We start from the raw sequence: 19789 nt of genomic DNA, 5'->3' as shown, positions 1-19789 counted from the left end.
GGCAGAGTCAGGCGGCCGGGCGGTTCTTGTAAAACTGCACAGGCGCGGCCGGAACTTGGTTGAGCACTGATTTCTTGATCTTGCCGACCACGTGCATCTCGCAAGGCTTGCAGTCAAAGCGAAGGGTGAGCTTTTCCTTGCCGTTGATCAGTTGCAGCGGCTCGGCCCGCACCGTGCCTTGCACGCCGGTCACGCCCTTGGCCTGCTTGGGGCACAGGCTCAGCGAGAAGCGCACGCAGTGCTTGGTGATCATCAGGCTGACGTCGCCCAGCTCTTCCTGGCTTTCGTACGCAGCCTCGATCACCTTCACGCCGTGCTTGGCGTAGAAGTCGCGAGCCTTGTGGTTGAAGACGTTGGCCAGGTAGCTGAGCGTGTCTTCCGGGTAGGCCACGGGGGGCTCGACGGGTGTGCCGGGCTGCGGGCGCTGGTAGGCGGCGGCGCGTGCGGCTTCCAGGGACTCGACGGCATCGCGGCGCAGGTGCTTGATCACCGAGGCGGGCACGAACCAGGGTTGGCTGGTGCTCAGGCTGACGTCGTTCACCGAGAAGATCGTGTTGCCCAGTTTGCCCAGGTTGTCACGCAGGCTGGCTTCGGCCTGGGTGGCATCTTGAGGTGCTTGCTTCTCGCAGCTCGCCGAGGCGCTGCCCACGCAGCCGTCTTCATCGGTCACGGTCAGCGTCAGGCCATCGGGCGTGTCGCTCAAGGCCAGCCAGACGCCGATGCGGCGCTCGGCCGACTTCTTGGACAGCAGGTTTTCCCAGGCGTGATCGCGGTTGCGGTTGATGGCCACACCGGGCTTGAGGTCGGCCAGGGCGACGATGTCTTCATTGGGGAAGACGCGCCACAGGCGGCCGGCCTTGCCCACGGGCTCGGCGGTGTTGACCTGCACGCCCACGATGTCCTTGGTCAGGGTCAGGTAGTTCAGGCCGTCCCCGTTGTGGATGCCGCCTGCTTCGCGCACGGCCTCGTCGTCAATGGCTACGTCAAACCACTTGTCGCCCACCTTGGCCACTTCGCCGACGGGCAGACCCAGGTACTTGGGGCTTTCGAACGCCCCGATGTCTTCCTTGCGGCCGGTCACGAAGTAATCGGTGCTGCCGCGGTTGAAGTTGCGCTCGGGGTCGGGCTGGAAGAAGAAGGTGTTTTCGCCCGACGAGGCGCGAGACAGCTCGGGGCGTGCCTCGAGGATCTCGTCGAGCAGCATGCGGTAATGGGCGGTGAGGTTCTTCACATAGCCCATGTCCTTGTAGCGCCCTTCGATCTTGAAGGAGCTCACGCCCGCGTCGATCAGGGCCTCCAGGTTGGCGCTCTGGTCATTGTCCTTCATGGACAGCACGTGCTGCTCGAACGCGACCATCTGGCCGCTGCTGTCGGTCACGTTGTAAGGCAGGCGGCAGGCTTGCGAGCAGTCGCCGCGGTTGGCGCTGCGGCCGGTGTGGGCGTGGCTGATGAAGCACTGGCCGCTGTAGGCCACGCACAGCGCACCGTGGATGAAAAACTCGATGGCGCAGTGGGTGTTGACCGCGATGTCGCGGATCTGTTTCAGGTTCAACTCGCGCGCCAGCACGATCTGGCTGAAGCCGACGTTTTGCAGGAACTTGGCTTTTTCGACCGTGCGGATGTCGGTTTGCGTGGACGCGTGCAACTGGATCGGGGGCAGGTCGAGTTCCAGCAGGCCCATGTCCTGCACGATCAGCGCGTCCACCCCGGCGTCGTACAGCTCCCAGATCTGCTTGCGGGCGCCTTCCAGCTCGTCGTCACGCAAGATGGTGTTGAGCGTGGCGAACACCTTGGCGTGGTAGCGATGGGCGTGCTGCGCCAGGCGCGCGATGTCCTGCACCGAATTGCTGGCGTTGGCGCGCGCCCCGAACGACGGCCCACCGATGTAGATGGCATCGGCGCCGTGGTTGATGGCCTCGATGCCGATGTCGGCGGTCTTGGCGGGCGCGAGCAATTCAAGGGGGTGGCGGGCGGCGAGGAGCATGGGTGACGCGATCCAAAGAGCAAACCGCCGATACTATCGCCATGCGCGCGCGAAAAGCTCATATCCCCACATCAACACCCCCTCACAGTCGGGATTCCGGCGCACCTTCCGCCCCTGTGGCATGCCGCTACGACCGGCTGGACGCCTTGCGCGGCTTTGCGCTGGTGTGGATGGCGGTGTTCCATTTCTGCTTTGACCTGAGCACCTATCGCCTGCTGGACGCCAATTTCTACCAGGACGCGCTCTGGACCACGCAGCGTACCTTGATCTTGTCGCTGTTTTTGCTGTGCGCTGGCGCCGGGCAGGCGGTGGCCACGTCGCAGAGGCAAAGCTGGGCGCGTTTTGGGCGCCGCTGGGCCCAGGTGCTGGGCTGTGCGCTGCTGGTCAGCCTGGGCAGCTGGTTCATGTTCCCGCGCAGCTACATCTCGTTTGGCGTGCTGCACGGCATGGCGATGATGCTGATCGTGGCCCGCGTGAGTGCGCCCCTGCGCGGCTGGCTGTGGCCGCTGGGCTTGCTGGTGGTGTGCCTGCCGCAGCTCATCCAGCACCCGTTTTTCGACACGCGCCTGAGCAACTGGGTGGGCCTGGTCACCCACAAACCCGTCACTGAAGACTATGTGCCGGTGCTGCCCTGGCTGGGCGTGATGTGGTGGGGCATGGCCGCCACCCAGTCGATCTTGTCACGCCGACCGCAGTGGATGACGTCGCCAGCGGTGGCTTCGGGCGACAATATCGGCTTCGTGCCCTGGTGGCCGCGCATCAGGCAGGGATTGAGCCTGCTGGGCCGCTGGAGCCTGACTTTTTACATGGTGCATCAGCCGGTGCTGATCGGAGGCCTGCTGGCGTGGATGATGCTGACGGGGCGGCCTTTCTGACCGCCGCGCGTCACGCCGAACGCACCGCAATGCACCCCAAAGCCTCTCAAGAGAAGACCGACATGGCCATGACCCAAGACGAACTGAAAACCCTGGTGGGCCGCGCGGCCCTGGACTACGTGAAGCCCGGCAGCATCGTGGGCGTGGGCACGGGCTCGACCGTCGACAAGTTCATCGACGCGTTGGGCGAGGCGCTGAAAGCCGACCCTAAGCGTGTGGCCGGTGCCGTCTCCAGCTCGGTGCGCAGCACACAGCGCCTGGAAGCGCTGGGCATTCAGGTCCTGCCAGCTGAAACCGTGACCTCGCTGGGCGTTTACATCGACGGCGCAGACGAGATCGACCACGCCGGCCACATGGTCAAGGGCGGTGGCGCGGCGCTGACCCGCGAAAAGATCGTGGCCGACCTGGCAGAGCAGTTCGTCTGCATCGCCGACGAGTCCAAGCTGGTCGATGCGCTGGGCAAGTTCCCGCTGCCCGTCGAAGTGATCCCGATGGCCGCCGCGCAGGTGATCCGTGCGTTTGCCAAACTGGGTGGCACGGGCAAGGTGCGTGAAGGCGTCACCACCGACAACGGCAACCTCATCGTCGACGTGACCGGGCTGCGGATCACCGCCCCGGCACAGTTCGAGTCCGACATCAACCAGATCCCGGGCGTCGTGACTGTGGGCGTGTTCGCACGCAACAAGGCGGGCGTGTGCCTGCTGGGCACCTCGCAAGGCGTCAAGACCTTGACATTCTGATTCAGGAGCAGCCGACATGGGCGCACAGTGGAAAGCAAAGCACAAGGACGTCGCAGCCAATGCCAAGGGCAGGCTGTTCGGCAAGTTGGCCAAAGACATCATGGTGGCCGCTCGCCACGGTGCGGACCCGGCCGCCAACGCGCGCTTGCGTCTGGTGGTGGAGCAGGCCCGCAAGGTGTCCATGCCCAAGGACACCCTGGAGCGCGCCATCAAGAAGGGCGCCGGCTTGACGGGTGAGGCGGTGCACTTCGAGCACGTGGTCTACGAGGGCTTTGCCCCGCATCGCGTGCCGGTGATGGTGGAGTGCCTGACCGATAACGTGAACCGCGCTGCATCGGACATGCGCGTGCTGTTCCGCAAGGGCCAGCTGGGTACATCGGGCTCGGTGGCCTGGGATTTTGACCACGTGGGCATCATCGAAGCGGAAGCGGCGACCGCCGGCGCCGATGTAGAGTTGGCGGCCATCGAGGCCGGTGCGCAGGACGTGGAGCCGGCCGATGAGGATGGCACTGTGCTGTTCTGGACCGACCCGACGGATTTGGACCTGGTCAGCCGGGCGCTGCCAGCCCAGGGCTTTCGGGTGCTGACGGCCAAGCTGGGTTACCGACCCAAGAACCCCGTGGATGCCGCCAGCCTGAGCGCCGAGGCCCTGGAAGAGGTCGAAGCCTTCCTGGCTGCGCTCGATGACAACGAGGACGTGCAGAACGTCTTCGCTGGCCTGAATGCTTGACCTCGACGCCCCGGCGGCGGCGCTCATCCTCGTCATCAACGTGTGCGTCAGCCTGTTCGGGCTGTATCGCTCGCCAGAGATGATCGAGCGACACCTGTTTCGTCCGTATTGGTTCTTCAGGCAGCGCCAGTACGTGACGGTGGTCAGCAGCGGTTTTTTGCACGCCGACGTGCCCCACCTGCTGTTCAACATGTTCACGCTGTGGGCCTTCGCGTTTCCGTTGGAGCCTGTGATGGGCACCGCAAGCTTCGTGGCGCTGTATGCCTTCGGCTTGCTGGTCAGTGGCGCGGGCACCTATGTCCAGCACCGCAACGACCCCGGCTATCGTTGCCTGGGGGCCTCGGGGGCGGTGCTGGCGGTGCTGTTTGCGTCCATCGTGTACTTCCCCTCGGCCTCGCTCTTCATCATGCCCATCCCGGTGCCGATTCCGGCGCCACTGTTCGCGGTGGGTTACATCGCCTACAGCATGTATGCGTCGAAGCAGAACCGTGGGCGGATCAACCATGACGCCCATTTGGCGGGCGCCGTGGCCGGACTCGTGTTCGTGGCGCTCACCGAACCCGGCTTGTTCGGATCGGCGTGGGAGCGCTTCGCGGGTTAAACCGCCAGGTACGCGATCACACCCTGCGCTGCCTGGCGACCGGTCGCCATCGACGCCGTGAGCAGATAGCCGCCGGTAGGGGCTTCCCAGTCCAGCATCTCGCCGGCGCAGAACACGCCGGGCAGGCGGTTGAGCATCAACTGCGCATTCATGTCTTCGAAGCGCACGCCGCCTGCGGTGCTGATGGCTTCGTCGATGGGGCGTGGCGCCTTCAGGGTGATCGGCAAGGCTTTGAGCGCCTGCGCCAGTTGAGCCGGGTCGGTCAATTGTGCGGGGCTCAGAACCTCATGCAGCAGCGCCATTTTCAGGCCCTGAACACCCAGGCGGCTCTTCAGGTGGGTCGAGAGGCTGCGCGGCCCGCGGGCGCGGGAGGTCTCCGCCAGCACCTGCTCGGGTGTGTGCGAAGGCAGCAGGTCGAGGTAGACCGTGGCATGGCCCTGCGCCGCAATCTGGTCGCGGATGGCGGCGGAGAATGCATAGATCAGACTCCCTTCCACCCCCGTGTCCGTCAGGACGAACTCGCCCTGCTGGCGGTGGGTGCGGCCGTTCCGGTCGGTGAACTGCAGCGCCACGGGCTTGATGGGTTGTCCGGCAAACTTCTGGCGCAGGAAATCACTCCAACCCGTGCGGTCTGGGCCGGTGGCGGCCACGTCAAAGCCGCAATTGGCTGCTTGCAAGGGTGCCACGTCCACACCCCGAGCCTGCAGCCAGGGCCACCACGCACCGTCCGAACCCAGGCGTGACCAGCTGCCGCCGCCCAGGGCCAGCACCGTGGCCCGAGGTGGGGGCACAGTCAGCTCACCGCTGGGTGTGTGGAAGCGCAGCGATCCGGTCTCATCCCAGCCCAGCCAGCGATGGCGCATGTGAAAGCGCACGCCAGCCTCGCGCAGGCAGTGCAGCCAGGCACGCAGCAGCGGCGCGGCCTTCATGTCGGTCGGAAACACCCGTTGGGACGTGCCCACGAACGTGCTGATGCCCAGGCCTTGGGCCCAGGCACGCAAATCGTCTGGCGTGAAAGCGTCGATCAGGGGCGCCAGTTGAGACTCGCGCTCGGCAAAGCGGCTGACAAAGCGCGGCAGCACTTCGGCGTGCGTCAGGTTCAGGCCGCCACGGCCCGCCAGCAGGAACTTGCGGCCGACCGAGGGCATGCTGTCATACAGGTCAACCGGCACGCCATGGGCGGACAGCACTTCGGCGGCCATGAGGCCGGCCGGGCCGCCGCCGATGATGGCAACGGCGGGCTGGACGGCGGTGCCGCCAGCCGGAGAGTCAGGAGAGTTCAAGGGTCAGAAACGAAAACCGGGAGGGGCATTGCCGGCAGGGTTGCCAGGCTCGGAGTTGAACTGAGGGGGCGGGAGCTTGCCAGCCTCGGGTTCGGATTTGGGCGCAGCCGCAGGTGCCAGCGGCGTGGCAGCCGGCTGGCGATACGTGGGTGGCAGCGCGGACTGGCTGGGGTAACCGGCGGCGTCGAGGTAAGACGTCCACTCGCCTTGTTCGTAGCCTGCGATCTGTTTGCTGCCGATGCGCACCACCGGAACCTGGTTGGTGCCCTCTCGGCTTTGCAAGGCGCGGGCATCATCCGAGGTGGTCACGGTTTTCTCGGTGAAAGGCACGCCGCGCGCCTTGAGTAAAGCCCGACCTGCATCGCAGGCAGAGCAGGCGGTGCTGGTGTACAGCGTGACCGGGTAGCGTGCCACCACGCTGCGCAGTGCATAGGGCAGGGCGGCATTATCGGCCGCAGCGCCTGAGGATTTGACCGCCTGCGACGGTCGATCGACCGGGGGGCGGTCGGTGTAGGTGACGCGGCCATCGGGGCCGACCACCTTGTACTGCGCCAGGGCCGGCGATGACACGCCCGCACAGAGCAATCCGCTGACCAATGCACTCACCACAACGCGGTTCATTTTCGACTCCCTCACCCTCAATAGGTGGTCAACTCAACTCATGCCTTGATGACGCAGCAAGGCGTCGATGCTCGGTTCGCGGCCACGGAAGGCCTTGAAGTTCTCCATGGCCGAACGGCTGCCGCCCGCCTCGAGAATGGTTTCGCGGTAACGACGACCGACTTCGGCGCTCAACACCCCGGATTCGGCGGTCGCGGCTTCCTCGAAAGCGGCGTACGCATCCGCAGAGAGTACCTCAGCCCACTTGTAGCTGTAATAGCCCGCCGCGTAGCCGCCCGCAAAGATGTGTGAAAAGCTGTGCTGAAAGCGGTTGAACTCGGGCGGGATGTTGACGGCCACTTCCGCACGCACCTCGTCGACCACCTTCTGGACATTGGCGTCTGCACCCGGTTCGGCGTGCAGGCGCATGTCGAACAGCGAGAACTCGATCTGGCGCAGGGTCTGCATGCCGCTCTGGAAGTTCTTGGCAGCGACCATCTTGTCGAACAGGACGCGAGGCAGGTGCGCGCCGGTATCGACATGGCTGGTGAGCTGCTGGACCACGTCCCACTCCCAGCAGAAGTTTTCCATGAACTGGCTGGGCAGCTCGACCGCATCCCACTCCACGCCGCTGATGCCGGAGACGCCGATGTCGTTCACCTGGGTCAGCATGTGATGCAGGCCGTGGCCGAACTCGTGGAACAGGGTGGTGACGTCGTCGTGGGTGAGCAGGGCGGGCTTGTCGCCCACTCCCTTGGCGAAGTTGCACACCAGGTGCGCCACGGGGGTCTGGGTGCCCTGGGTGTCGGGGCGCGTCCAGCGGCCGCGCACGTCGTCCATCCAGGCGCCGGGGCGCTTGCCGGTGCGGGCATAGGGGTCGAGGTAGAACTGACCAATCAGCTGGCCAGCTCTTTCAATGCGGAAGAAGCGCACCGACTCGTGCCAGACGGGGGCCGTGTCGGGCTGAATCTGCACGTCAAACAGCTTTTCGATCAGGCCGAACAGGCCCTTGAGCACGGTGGGCTCGGTGAAGTACTGTTTGACTTCCTGGTCGCTGAAGGCGTAGCGAGCTTCCTTGAGCTTCTCGCTCACGTAGGCCACATCCCAGGATTGCAGGTCGGTCAGGCCGCATTCGGTGCGGGCAAAGTCACGCAGCTCGGCCATGTCCTTCTCGGCGAAGGGGCGGGCACGCTGGGCCAAGTCGCGCAGGAAGTGGAGCACCTGGGCCGGGTTGTCGGCCATCTTGGGTACCAGCGACACTTCGGCATAGTTGGCATAACCCAGCAGGCGAGCTTCTTCCTGGCGCAGGGACAGCAGGTCGCTCATCAAAGCGGTGTTGTCGCGCTCGGCCGGCCCGAACTCGCTCGCGCGGGTCGCGTAAGCGCGGTACAGCGTTTCGCGCAGGGTGCGGTTGCTGGCGTACTGCATGACCGGCAGGTAGCAGGGCATGTGCAGGGTCAGCTTGTGGCCTGCCTTGCCTTCGGCTTCGGCAGCAGCGCGGGTGGCATTGAGCACGTCTTCGGGCACGCCCGCCAGCTCATCGGCCTGTGCGAAGTAGCTGTACGCATCGGTGGCGTCCATCACGTGCTCGGAGAAAGCCTGCGACTTGGCCGCATGCTCCTCCTGGATGGCCGCAAAACGCGCCTTGGCTTCGCCCTGCAACTCGGCCCCACCCAGCACGAAGCCGCGCAGCGCCAGGTCGAGGGCACGCTGACGCGCCGGGCTCAGTCGACGCTCAGGATCAAGCCCCTTTTGGGCTTCGTTGAGGGCCTTGTACTTGGCGTACAGGCGCTCGTCAGAGCCCAGGCGGGTGTAGAACTCGGTGATGCGCGGCAGGTTCTCGTTGTACGCAGCGCGGATTTCCGGGGTGTCGGCTACGCTGTTGAGGTGGCCGATGGCGCCCCAGGCACGTCCGAGCCGCTCGGTGCTCACATCCAGCAGCAAGGACAGGGCATCGTAGTCCGGCGGCACGTCCGGGCCGGTGACCTTGGTCAGCGCAGCCTCGGCATCGGCCAGCAGCACGTCCATGGCCGGTGTCACGTGTTCGGGCTTGATCTGATCGAACAGAGGCAGGCCGGTGGTGTCAAGCAGTGGGTTGGTGCTCATGGGGGATGCGCGATAGGGCGGGCGAAGTGAAGGCTGTGCAACAGATGAGGCGTCAACACAGAAATGCAAGGCGGGTGCCAGGCCGACGCCCGTGAGGACATCGGCCATGAGCCGGGCCGTGACCGCTCAGGCCTGTGCTGCAGCGCGCTCGGCTGCTTCCATGGTGTTGACCAGCAACATGGTAATGGTCATTGGGCCGACCCCACCTGGTACGGGGGTGATGTAGCCGGCCACTTCCGCGCAGCCTGCGAAGTCCACGTCGCCGCAGAGCTTGCCCTCGTCGTTGCGGTTCATGCCCACGTCGATCACGACGGCACCAGGCTTGAGCATGTCGGCGGTCAGCACATTGCGCTTGCCCACGGCGGTGACCACGATGTCAGCCTGGCGGGTCATGGCGCCCAGATCGGCGGTGCCGCTGTGGGTGACCGTGACGGTGGCGTTGGCCGCCAGCAGCATCATGGCCATGGGCTTGCCGACGATGTTGGAGCGGCCGATGACCACGGCGTGTTTGCCGCGCAGGTCGGTCATGCCGATGGACTCGAGCATCTTCATGCAGCCGTAGGGTGTGCAGGCCTTGAAGCCGACTTCACCGACCATCAGGGCGCCAGCGCTGGCGACGTGGAAACCGTCCACGTCCTTCAAGGGCGAGATGGCTTCGATGACCTTGTGGTCGTCGATGTGCTTGGGCAGGGGCAGTTGCACCAGGATGCCGTGGATGCTGGGGTCGTTGTTCAGGGCATCGACGCGGGCCAGCAGTTCGGCCTCGGTCATGCTGGCCGGGTACTGTTCCAGCACGGAATGCAGGCCGCTTTCGTGGCAGGCCTTGACCTTGTTGCGCACATAGACCTGGGAGGCGGGGTTGTCGCCGACCAGGATCACGGCCAGGCCGGGCGTGTGACCCTGTTCGCGCAGCGCGGCGGCGCGTTGCGCCACTTGCAGGCGCAGTTGTTTGGACAGGGCGTTGCCGTCGATGAGTTGGGCGGTCATGGGCTGCTCCGGTAAGTGTGTAATCAAAAAATCAATAGAAAAAGGCCGCCACAGCGGGTGGGCGGCCTTTCAGCGGGAGACGGCGGTCAAGCCATGCTCCGAGCGGTGGCTTACTTGGCGGTGGCTGCGTTGGCCGGGGCATTGGCGCCCAGGGCAATCTTGAGCAGGTCGGCCACGGTGTTGGCATTGAGCTTTTCCATCACGTTGGCACGGTGGGCTTCGACGGTCTTGATGCTGATGCCCAGATCGTCGGCGATCTGCTTGTTCAGACGGCCGGCGACGATGCGCTCGAGCACTTGAGCTTCGCGGGTGGTCAGGCGGGACAGCAGCGCATCGCGGCTGGCGGCTTCTTGCGACTGCGAGAAGGCGGTGCGGGCTTCGTCGAGCATGCGCTCGACCAGGGCGACCAAGGCGTCTTCCTTGAAAGGCTTCTCGATGAAGTCCATCGCGCCCTTTTTCATGGTGTTCACCGCCATCGGCACGTCGCCGTGGCCGGTGATGAACACGATGGGCAGGGGCGACTTGCGCTCCAGCAACTTGTCTTGCAGCTCCAACCCGCTCATGCCGTCCATGCGGATGTCGGCGATCAGGCAGGCCACTTCACGGGGGTCGAAGCGAGCCAGGAAGGACTCGGCGGAGTCGAAACAGCGGACGCGGTAGTCCTTGCCTTCCAGCAGCCATTGCAACGAGTCGCGAACGGCCTCGTCGTCATCAACCACATACACAGTGCCTTTTTTCGGGATCAAGCTCATGGTTCTTCGGCAAGTAAATCGGTGGGAAAAGGAAGACCTGTGTCGGCCTCGTCGCTGTTGTCGATCGGGAGGGTGAAGGTGAAACGACACCCCATGACCATCTGACCATTGTAGATGTTCTCGGCCTTGATACGACCGTGGTGCGACTCGATGATCGATCGGCACAGGCTCAGGCCGATGCCCAGGCCCTCAGCCTTGGTGGAGTGGAAGGCTTCGAACAGGCGCGCCAGGATGTCCTCGCGCATGCCGGGGCCACCGTCGGTGACCGAAAACTCGACCACCTCGCCCTGGTCTTCGATGTGGCGCTGTTGCACGCGCAGGTCAATGTGGCGGCGCGATTGCGGGGTCTGTGCCGAGTCGATGGCTTCTGCGGCGTTCTTGAGCAGGTTGAGCAGCACCTGCTCGATCAGGATGGGGTCGGCCATGATCGTGGGCAGGCGGTTGGCGATCGTCGAGTTGAGCGTGACGCGGCGACGCTTCATCTCGAACACGGCCAACTCCAGCACGGCGTCGGTGATGTCGCGCACGCGGGAGGGCTGGCGTTGCGGCTCGCTGCGCTTCACGAACTGGCGGATACGGTGGATGATCTGGCCGGCGCGTTGGGCCTGGCGTGAGGTTTTCTCCAGCGCCCCGATGAGCTGCTCGTTTTCGATGTTGCCGGCCTGCACGCGGCTGATCATGCCGCTGCAGTAGTTGGAGATGGCGGCCAGCGGCTGGTTGAGCTCGTGCGCCACGGTGGAGGCCATCTCGCCCATGGTAATGAGGCGGCTGGTGAACTGCGACTTTTCTGCCTGGCGGGCGGCGGCGTCTTCGGCCTGTTTGCGCGCGGTGATGTCGGTGGCAATGAGCATCTGTGCCAGGTTGCCGTCGGTCCATTGCACGTAGCGGGCGCGCACGTCGAACCACTTTTGCACGTTGTCCATGTAGACCTCGTGCGTGTCGCTGCCGGCGTCGGTGAGGTTGTGGGTGGGCAGGCCGCCGAAGTGGTCCACCGATTCGTCCCCGTCGATGATCTCGTCGGGCATGACCTGGCCGCCGGTGAGCTGCACGTGGGCTTCCGGGTTGCCGCCAAACCAGAGGCGGTAGGAGCGGTTGGCAAACAGCATCTCGCCACGCTGGACCGACATCACGGACACGGCGGCGTCCAGCCCTTCCAGCACCGTGGTGAAGCGCTCGTGGGCGGCCGTGAGCTGGTCACGCACGCGCTTGGCTTCGGTGATGTTGGTGACTGAGGTCATCCAGCCGGTCTGGTTGCCCTCGGCGTCGATCAGGGGCGAGACGTACATGCGCGCGTCGAACTGGCTGCCGTCGCGGCGCTCCATGTTGAGCTCGACGCCGCCCATGGGGCTGCGGCCCATCAGTTCCTGCTGGAACATGCGGTGGAACTCGTCCAGGCGGTCGCGCGGCCAGTAGGGGTAGGGCGGGCGGGCGCCGATGAGCTCGTGCTCGGCAAAGCCCGTCATGGCGCAGAAGGCCGGGTTGACGTAGGTGATGCGGCCTTCGAGGTCGATGGTGCGCATGCCGGTCAGCATGGAGTTTTCCATCGCGCGGCGGAAATTGGTCTCCTGCACCAACGTTTTCTGGATGTCGGCGCGGCGGCGCATGTGACGCAGGGTGCCCACCAAGGTCCAGACGGTGAGCAGGGACAGGGCCACCACCATCCAGAACAGGGTGCTGCCGACCAGACTGGACGAGGTTTTGAACCCCATGCCGCGCAACAGCACCCCGTTGCCGATGGGGGTGACGATGACGTCGTGGACGAAGCTGGGCTTGGCGGAGCGGGAGGTGATCGCGCCGACCGTGCTGGTGATCAGGGCGCCGTCGGCACGCACCAGGCTCATGGCGTGGCGCTGCACCACCTCATGCGGCACCTGGTGACGCATGAGCGCTTCGAGGGAATATTCGGCGACGATGGCGCCGGTAAAACCGTGGCGATCCACCAGGGGCAGGTGCAGCTGGATGACTTGGCTGCCCGAGGCGTTGAGAAATGGGTGTGAGTAAGTGGGCTGGTTGCGCTCGCGTGCCTGCGTGAAAGCCTGGCGGGGCTCTGGCGTCTTGTTCAGGGGCGTGTACAGGTCGGCCTGATTCTCCAGCGGGTCGCGGTCGACCGGGTGGCCCGATTCCAGGGAGAGCGTCAGGGTGGTCCGTACGGCCTTGACCTTTTCGTCAGCCTGCAGCCACGAGATGCTCAAAATCTCCGGGCGAGGGCGCACGAAGTCGCTGGCCTGCAACATGAACTGCTCGACCGAGAGCGCCTTGAAGTTGACGTCGCGAGCCAGGCGCTGCAGGTTCTCCTGGTTTTCGATCAGGCGCAGGCGCAACTGTTGCTGCACCACCTCAGTGTCTCGTTTGACCGACTCTTGCTCCCGCTCCAGTTCCTCATTGCGCAAGTACCAGAAGGCCGCAATGATCACCACCAGGAAGAGCAGCACCGATACCAGCGGGCCCAGGGTCGCATAACGGTCTTGCTGACTGGGGCTTTGCTTGCGCCACCAGCGCCAGAACAGGCGGTTGGGCGTGTCGGCCTGCGTCGGGCTGGGCGGTGAAGTCGGGACGTGATGAGGGGACGGAAATGCCATGGTGTTGATTATCTGTCGGCGCGGCCTGCTCAAAGGGATGGCACTTATCGCTTATATTTTCGGAAGTTTCGCAATACCACCCTGTTGCGCAAACGATTCGTAGTGTCGGGGCTTTGCCGTTTACCCACGGACCGAAGCCCTGGTGACCACCCTTAAATGGATGGTTCGCCGCTATCAACAATCTGGAGACTCAACCCATGTCTGCTCAAGATCCCATGGCGTCCGCCCCTCAGGACCAGGATCCCCAAGAAACCCGCGAGTGGCTGGACGCCCTGTCCGCCGTCATCGACTCCGAGGGCCGCGCCCGCGCCCACCAACTCCTTGAAAACGTGCTCGACCATGCCCGCCAGGCAGGGATCGACATGCCTTTCTCGGCCAACACGGCTTACGTCAACACCATTCCGGTGGAAGACGAAGCCCGTTGTCCGGGCAACATCGAGATTGAGGAGCGCCTGCGCTCTTACATGCGCTGGAACGCGATGGCGATGGTGGTGAAAGCCAACCGACATAACCCTGAAGACGGTGGGGATCTGGGGGGGCACATCGGTTCGTTCGCCTCCTTGGCCAGCCTGTTTGGCGCCGGTTTCAATCATTTCTGGCATGCAGAAAATGAAAACCACGGCGGCGACTGCATTTATTTCCAGGGCCATGTGTCTCCCGGCGTGTACGCCCGGGCTTACTTGGAAGGCCGTCTGACCGAAGAGCAGTTGCTGCACTTCCGCCAGGAAGTGGACGGCAAGGGCCTGTCGAGCTATCCGCACCCCAAGCTGATGCCCGGCTTCTGGCAGTTCCCGACGGTGTCGATGGGCCTGGGCCCCTTGATGGCGATCTACCAGGCGCGTTTCCTGAAGTACCTGCACGCCCGTGGGTTGGCCGACACCAGCAAGCGCAAGGTGTGGGTGTTCTGCGGCGACGGTGAGATGGACGAGCCCGAATCGCTGGGCGCCATCGGCTTGGCCGCGCGCGAAAAGCTCGACAACCTGATCTTCGTGGTGAACTGCAACCTGCAGCGCCTGGACGGCCCGGTGCGCGGCAACGGCAAGATCGTGCAAGAACTGGAAAGCGAGTTCCGCGGCTCGGGCTGGAACGTGATCAAGCTGCTGTGGGGCAGTGACTGGGATGCGCTGCTGGCCAAGGACAAGGACGGCATCATGCGCAAGATCATGATGGAGATCCTGGACGGGGACTACCAGGCCATGAAGGCCAACGACGGGGCTTTTGTTCGCAAGAACTTCTTTGAGCGTGATCCGCGTGTGGCGGCCCTGGTGGCCGACATGACCGACGAGCAGATTTTCGCGCTGCGCCGTGGTGGCCATGATCCGCAGAAGGTGTACGCCGCTTTCCACCGCGCTGTGAACCACCAGGGCCAACCCACCGTGTTGCTGGTCAAGACGGTCAAGGGCTACGGCATGGGCAAGGCCGGTGAGGGCAAGAACACCGTTCACCAGACCAAGAAGCTGACGGATGAGGACATCCGCCACTTCCGCGACCGCTTCAATCTGCCGATTCCGGACAGCGAGCTGCCGAAGATCCCGTTCTTCAAGCCTTCGGAAGATTCGCCGGAGATGAAGTACCTGCACGAGCGTCGCAAGGCGCTCGGTGGTTACCTGCCGCACCGCCGTGTGAAGGCCGACGAGCAGTTCACCATTCCGCCGCTGGACACGTTCAAGGCGGTGCTGGAGCCGACGGCCGAAGGCCGCGAGATCTCGACCACCCAGGCTTATGTGCGCTTCCTGACGCAGTTGTTGCGTGACCAGGCCCTGGGCCCGCGTGTGGTGCCCATCCTGGTGGACGAGGCACGCACCTTCGGCATGGAAGGTTTGTTCCGCCAGATTGGCATTTACAACCCCGCAGGTCAGTTGTACACCCCGGTCGACAAGGACCAGGTGATGTACTACCGCGAGGACAAGGCCGGTCAGATCCTGCAAGAGGGCATCAACGAAGCCGGCGGCATGTCGAGCTGGATTGCGGCCGCGACGAGCTACAGCACGAGCAACCGGATCATGGTCCCGTTCTACGTGTACTACTCGATGTTCGGCTTCCAGCGCATCGGTGACCTGGCCTGGGCGGCCGGCGACATGCAGGCGCGCGGCTTCCTGCTGGGCGGCACCTCGGGGCGGACCACGCTGAACGGCGAAGGTCTGCAGCACGAAGACGGTCACAGCCACATCCTGGCGGGCACGATCCCGAACTGCGTGTCGTATGACCCGACGTTCGCGCATGAAGTGGGCGTGATCCTGCACCATGGCCTCAAGCGCATGGTCGAGAATCAGGAGAACGTGTTCTTCTACCTGACTCTGCTCAACGAGAACTACGCGATGCCGGGCCTCAAGCAGGGCACGGAAGAGCAGATCCTCAAGGGCATGTACCTGCTGCAGGAAGGCGAAGCCGGCAAGACCTGCGTGAACCTGCTGGGTTCGGGCACGATCTTGCGCGAGTCGATCGCGGCCAAGGCGCTGCTGGAGCAGGACTGGGGCTTGTCGGCCAATGTGTGGAGCTGCCCGAGCTTCAACGAACTGACCCGCGACGGTCAGGATGCCGATCGCTTCAACCTGCTGCACCCACTGGAAACGCCGAAGCTGCCTTTTGTGACGCAACAGCTGCAGCCGTTTGACGGCCCGGTGGTGGCCTCGACCGACTACATGAAGGCCTACGCCGAGCAGATCCGTCCCTTTATCCCGAAGGGCCGCAGCTACAAGGTGCTGGGCACGGACGGTTTCGGTCGCAGCGACTTCCGCAGCAAGCTGCGCGAGCACTTCGAAATCAATCGCCATTACATCGTGGTTGCCGCCCTCAAGGCGCTGGCCGACGATGGCAAGTTGCCGCTGGCCAAGGTGGCCGAGGCCATTCAGAAGTACGGGATCAAGGCTGACAAGGTCAACCCGCTGTACGCCTGAGGCTCTCAGACACCGAACCGAGGCTCAAGCCCTGCGCCACCGATGTGCGCGGGCTTGGGCTGTCGAACCAACGTATGACGTCGTCCTGAATGGAGACACAAAATGGCATTGATTGAAGTGAAGGTTCCCGACATTGGGGACTTTGATGAAGTGGCGATCATCGAGGTGCTGGTGAAAGCTGGCGATACCGTGAAGGCCGAACAGAGCTTGATCACGGTGGAGTCGGACAAGGCTTCGATGGAGATCCCGTCTTCCCACGCGGGCGTGGTGAAGGAATTGAAGGTCGCCCTGGGCGACAAGGTGAGCACAGGCTCGCTGGTTCTCATGCTGGAGACGGCTGATGGTGCCGCGGTGGCCTCGGCTCCGGCTGCAGCCGTCGCTGCGGTGGCTGCACCGGCGGCCTCTGTACCGGCGCCTGTGACGGCTCCGGTGGCTGCCCCTGTTGCGGCATCCGGCCCGATCGAGGTCGTGGTGCCCGACATTGGCGACTTCGATGAAGTGGCCGTGATCGAGTTGCTGGTCAAGGTGGGTGACGCCGTGACGGCCGAGCAAAGCCTGATCACCGTGGAGTCCGACAAGGCGTCGATGGAGATTCCGTCCTCGCACGCTGGCGTGGTCAAGAGCCTGCTGGTGAAGCTGGGTGACAAGGTGGCCAAGGGTACGCCGATCGTGGTGCTGGAAAGCGCGGGTGGTGCGGTGGCTGCACCGGCTGCTGCGCCTGTGGCGGCTCCGGCAGCCAGCGCGCCTGTGGCGGCGGCAGCAGCAGCTGTCGTGGCTGTGCCTGCTGTGGCCGCTTCGGCCGTGGCGACGCTGCCGGCTCATCAGCCGGGTACGCCGTCGGCCACGTTGCCGCACGCATCCCCCAGCATCCGCAAGTTTGCGCGCGAGTTGGGCGTGCCGCTGGCCGAGGTCAAGGGCTCCGGCTTCAAGGGTCGTATCACCCAGTCTGACGTGCAGAGCTTTGTTCGCAACGTGATGACGGGTGGTTTGCAGACCTCGGCCCAACAAGCCAAGGCTCCGGCCGCTGCGGCATCGGAAGGCGCTTTCCCCGGTTTGCTGCCTTGGCCGAAGGTGGACTTCGCCAAGTTCGGTCCGGTTGAGCGCAAGGACCTGTCGCGCATCAAGAAGATCTCGGGCGCCAACCTGCACCGCAACTGGGTGGTGATCCCGCACGTCACGAACCACGACGACGCGGACATCACCGAGCTGGAAGCCTTCCGCGTTCAGTTGAACAAGGAAAACGAGAAGTCCGGCGTGAAGGTCACGATGCTGGCCTTCATGATCAAGGCGGCCGTGGCAGCTTTGAAGAAATTCCCCGAGTTCAATGCCTCGCTGGATGGCGATCAGCTGGTGCTCAAGAACTACTTCCACATCGGCTTTGCGGCGGACACGCCCAATGGTCTGGTGGTGCCGGTGATCAAGGATGCCGACCAGAAGGGCATCTTCCAGATCAGCCAGGAGATGTCGGAGCTGGCCAAGAAAGCACGCGACGGCAAGCTGGGCCCGGCCGACATGACCGGTGGTTGCTTCTCGATCTCGTCGCTGGGCGGCATCGGTGGCAAGTACTTCACGCCCATCATCAATGCGCCCGAAGTGGCCATCATGGGTGTTTGCAAGAGCACCATCGAGCCGAAGTGGGACGGCAAGGCCTTCCAGCCGCGCCTGATGCTGCCGCTGTCGCTGTCGTGGGATCACCGCGTCATCGACGGGGCGTCGGCTGCGCGCTTCAACGTGTACTTTGCGTCGCTGCTGGCGGATTTCCGTCGCATCGTGCTGTGATCGGGAGAGCGACATGGCATTGATTGACGTACAAGTTCCCGACATTGGTGATTTCAAGGACGTGGCCATCATCGAGGTGCTGGTCAAGCCGGGCGACACAGTGAAGGCCGAGCAGAGCCTGGTCACGGTCGAATCCGACAAGGCCTCGATGGAGATTCCGTCGTCGCACGCCGGTGTGGTGAAGGAGCTCAAGGTGGCACTGGGTGACAAGATCAACCAGGGAACGGTGATCCTGTCGCTGGAGAGCGCCGAGGCGGGTGCTGCGGCTTCGGCCGCCCCTGCGGTGGCTCCAGTTGCTGCACCGGCGGCAGCACCTGCTGCTGCTGCTGCGGCTCCCGTCGTGGTGGCCCCGGCACCGGCAGGCAGCTACAGCGGCCCCGTGGACCTGGAGTGCGACGTACTCGTTCTGGGCGGTGGCCCCGGCGGCTACTCGGCAGCGTTCCGCTCGGCTGACCTGGGCTTGAGCACTGTCATCGTCGAGCGCTACGCCACCCTGGGCGGCGTGTGCCTGAACGTGGGTTGCATCCCCTCGAAGGCGCTGCTGCACGTAGCGGCCGTGATGGACGAAGTCCGCCATCTGGCCGATGCGGGCGTGGAGTTCGCCGAGCCCAGCGTCAACATCGACAAGCTGCGTGGCCACAAGGAAAAGGTCATCGGCAAGTTGACCGGTGGTCTGGCGGCCATGGCCAAGATGCGCAAGGTCACGACCGTGCGCGGCTATGGCGTCTTCATCGACCCGTATCACCTGAAGGTTGAAGAGACCACAGGTGAGGGCCAGGAGAAGACCGGTGCGGCCAAGGTGGTGCGATTCAAGCGCGCCATCATCGCGGCGGGTTCGCAGGCGGTGCGTCTGCCGTTCTTCCCGCAGGATGAGCGCATCGTGGACTCGACCGGGGCGCTCGCGCTCCAGGGCGTGCCCAAGAAGATGCTGATCGTGGGCGGCGGCATCATCGGCCTGGAGATGGGCACGGTGTACTCCACGCTGGGCGCGCGTCTGGATGTGGTCGAGATGATGGACGGCCTGATGCAAGGTGCTGACCGGGATCTGGTCAAGGTCTGGCAGAAGATGAACGCGCCGCGCTTCGACAACATCATGTTGAAGACCAAGACGGTGGGGGCCGAGGCCACGCCCGAAGGCATCAAGGTGAAGTTCGAGGGTGCGGATGGCACGCTGAGCGAGCAGACCTATGACCTGGTGCTGCAAGCGGTGGGCCGCACGCCCAACGGCAAGAAAGTCGACGCGCACAAGGCCGGTGTGGCCGTGACCGACCGTGGCTTCATTCCGGTGGACGTGCAGATGCGCACCAACGTGCCGCACATCTTCGCCATTGGCGACCTGGTGGGCCAGCCCATGCTGGCGCACAAGGCCGTGCACGAGGCGCATGTGGCGGCCGAAGTGGTGGCCGGTGAGTTGCTGGGTGACGAGAAGCTGGCCAAGGCCCAGTTCGACGCCCGCGTGATCCCGAGCGTGGCTTACACCGATCCGGAAGTGGCTTGGGTGGGCTTGACCGAGGATCAGGCCAAGGCACAGGGCATCAAGGTCAAGAAGGGGCTGTTCCCGTGGTCGGCGTCGGGTCGTGCCATTGCGAACGGTCGCGACGAAGGCTTCACCAAGCTGTTGTTCGATGACAGTCCTGAGGCCAACGGTCATGGTCGCATCCTGGGGGGCGGCATTGTCGGCACGCATGCGGGCGACATGATCGGCGAGATCGCGCTGGCCATCGAGATGGGGGCCGACGAGGTCGACATCGGCAAGACGATCCACCCGCACCCGACCCTGGGTGAAAGCATCGGCCTGTGCGCCGAAGCGGCCCACGGCAGTTGCACCGACTTGCCGCCGGCCCGCAAGCGCTGAAGCCATGACGCGCTGAAGCTG

The 19789-nt window shown here is 64.4% G+C and carries 14 protein-coding genes; 7 read left to right on the top strand and 7 right to left on the bottom strand.

Annotated features, from left to right (window positions below):
* Positions 1-7: 7 nt before the first annotated feature.
* Positions 8-1984 carry a peptidase U32 family protein gene (locus AC3WW4_RS10290; RefSeq protein ID WP_488828349.1) on the bottom strand — a complete coding sequence of 659 codons (1977 nt, stop codon included), beginning with the start codon at positions 1982-1984 and terminating at the stop codon, positions 8-10.
* A gap of 116 nt (positions 1985-2100) precedes the next feature.
* On the opposite strand from AC3WW4_RS10290, the gene AC3WW4_RS10285 reads away from it, so the two are divergent.
* The 4 genes from AC3WW4_RS10285 (at position 2101) to AC3WW4_RS10270 (ending at position 4930) form a co-directional block, all read left to right on the top strand.
* Complete coding sequence (locus tag AC3WW4_RS10285) at positions 2101-2859, top strand: acetyltransferase domain-containing protein (RefSeq protein WP_488828348.1); 759 nt, start codon at positions 2101-2103, stop codon at positions 2857-2859.
* A gap of 68 nt (positions 2860-2927) precedes the next feature.
* Positions 2928-3599, top strand: coding sequence for a ribose-5-phosphate isomerase RpiA (gene rpiA, locus AC3WW4_RS10280; RefSeq protein ID WP_488829727.1), 672 nt, complete (start codon positions 2928-2930; stop codon positions 3597-3599).
* 16 nt (positions 3600-3615) lie between these two features.
* The gene (locus AC3WW4_RS10275; protein ID WP_488828347.1) at positions 3616-4329 is read left to right on the top strand and encodes a YebC/PmpR family DNA-binding transcriptional regulator; all 714 of its coding nucleotides are present in this window, start codon (positions 3616-3618) and stop codon (positions 4327-4329) included.
* The gene (locus AC3WW4_RS10270; RefSeq protein WP_488828346.1) at positions 4322-4930 is read left to right on the top strand and encodes a rhomboid family intramembrane serine protease; all 609 of its coding nucleotides are present in this window, start codon (positions 4322-4324) and stop codon (positions 4928-4930) included. Before AC3WW4_RS10275 ends, AC3WW4_RS10270 begins: the two co-directional genes overlap by 8 nt.
* Here AC3WW4_RS10270 and AC3WW4_RS10265 read toward each other — a convergent pair.
* From AC3WW4_RS10265 to AC3WW4_RS10240, 6 genes are all read right to left on the bottom strand, one after another.
* On the bottom strand, positions 4927-6213 hold the full coding sequence (locus AC3WW4_RS10265; RefSeq protein WP_488828345.1) for a TIGR03862 family flavoprotein: 1287 nt from the start codon (positions 6211-6213) through the stop codon (positions 4927-4929). The genes AC3WW4_RS10270 and AC3WW4_RS10265 overlap by 4 nt on opposite strands.
* A gap of 3 nt (positions 6214-6216) precedes the next feature.
* Positions 6217-6834 (bottom strand): glutaredoxin family protein, encoded by a 618-nt coding sequence (locus tag AC3WW4_RS10260; RefSeq protein ID WP_488828344.1) that lies wholly within the window; start codon positions 6832-6834, stop codon positions 6217-6219.
* A gap of 33 nt (positions 6835-6867) precedes the next feature.
* Complete coding sequence (locus tag AC3WW4_RS10255) at positions 6868-8919, bottom strand: M3 family metallopeptidase (protein ID WP_488828342.1); 2052 nt, start codon at positions 8917-8919, stop codon at positions 6868-6870.
* Positions 8920-9045: 126 nt separating this feature from the next.
* Entirely contained in the window at positions 9046-9906 is an 861-nt protein-coding gene (gene folD / locus AC3WW4_RS10250) for a bifunctional methylenetetrahydrofolate dehydrogenase/methenyltetrahydrofolate cyclohydrolase FolD (RefSeq protein ID WP_488828340.1), read from the bottom strand.
* 110 nt (positions 9907-10016) lie between these two features.
* Positions 10017-10658, bottom strand: a complete 642-nt coding sequence (locus AC3WW4_RS10245) for a response regulator transcription factor (protein ID WP_488828339.1) — start codon at positions 10656-10658, stop codon at positions 10017-10019.
* The gene (locus tag AC3WW4_RS10240) at positions 10655-13237 is read right to left on the bottom strand and encodes a PAS domain-containing sensor histidine kinase (protein WP_488828337.1); all 2583 of its coding nucleotides are present in this window, start codon (positions 13235-13237) and stop codon (positions 10655-10657) included. The genes AC3WW4_RS10245 and AC3WW4_RS10240 overlap by 4 nt, the downstream gene beginning before the upstream one ends.
* A 197-nt stretch (positions 13238-13434) precedes the next feature.
* On the opposite strand from AC3WW4_RS10240, the gene aceE reads away from it, so the two are divergent.
* From aceE to lpdA, 3 genes are all read left to right on the top strand, one after another.
* Entirely contained in the window at positions 13435-16134 is a 2700-nt protein-coding gene (gene aceE, locus AC3WW4_RS10235; RefSeq protein ID WP_488828336.1) for a pyruvate dehydrogenase (acetyl-transferring), homodimeric type, read from the top strand.
* A gap of 102 nt (positions 16135-16236) precedes the next feature.
* The gene (gene aceF / locus AC3WW4_RS10230) at positions 16237-17913 is read left to right on the top strand and encodes a dihydrolipoyllysine-residue acetyltransferase (RefSeq protein ID WP_488828335.1); all 1677 of its coding nucleotides are present in this window, start codon (positions 16237-16239) and stop codon (positions 17911-17913) included.
* 13 nt (positions 17914-17926) lie between these two features.
* Positions 17927-19768, top strand: coding sequence for a dihydrolipoyl dehydrogenase (lpdA, locus tag AC3WW4_RS10225; RefSeq protein WP_488828333.1), 1842 nt, complete (start codon positions 17927-17929; stop codon positions 19766-19768).
* The last annotated feature ends 21 nt before the right edge of the window (positions 19769-19789 follow it).

This window comes from Aquabacterium sp. TM01, from assembly GCF_057808345.1.
This window is presented reverse-complemented; position numbering and strand designations above follow the sequence as displayed.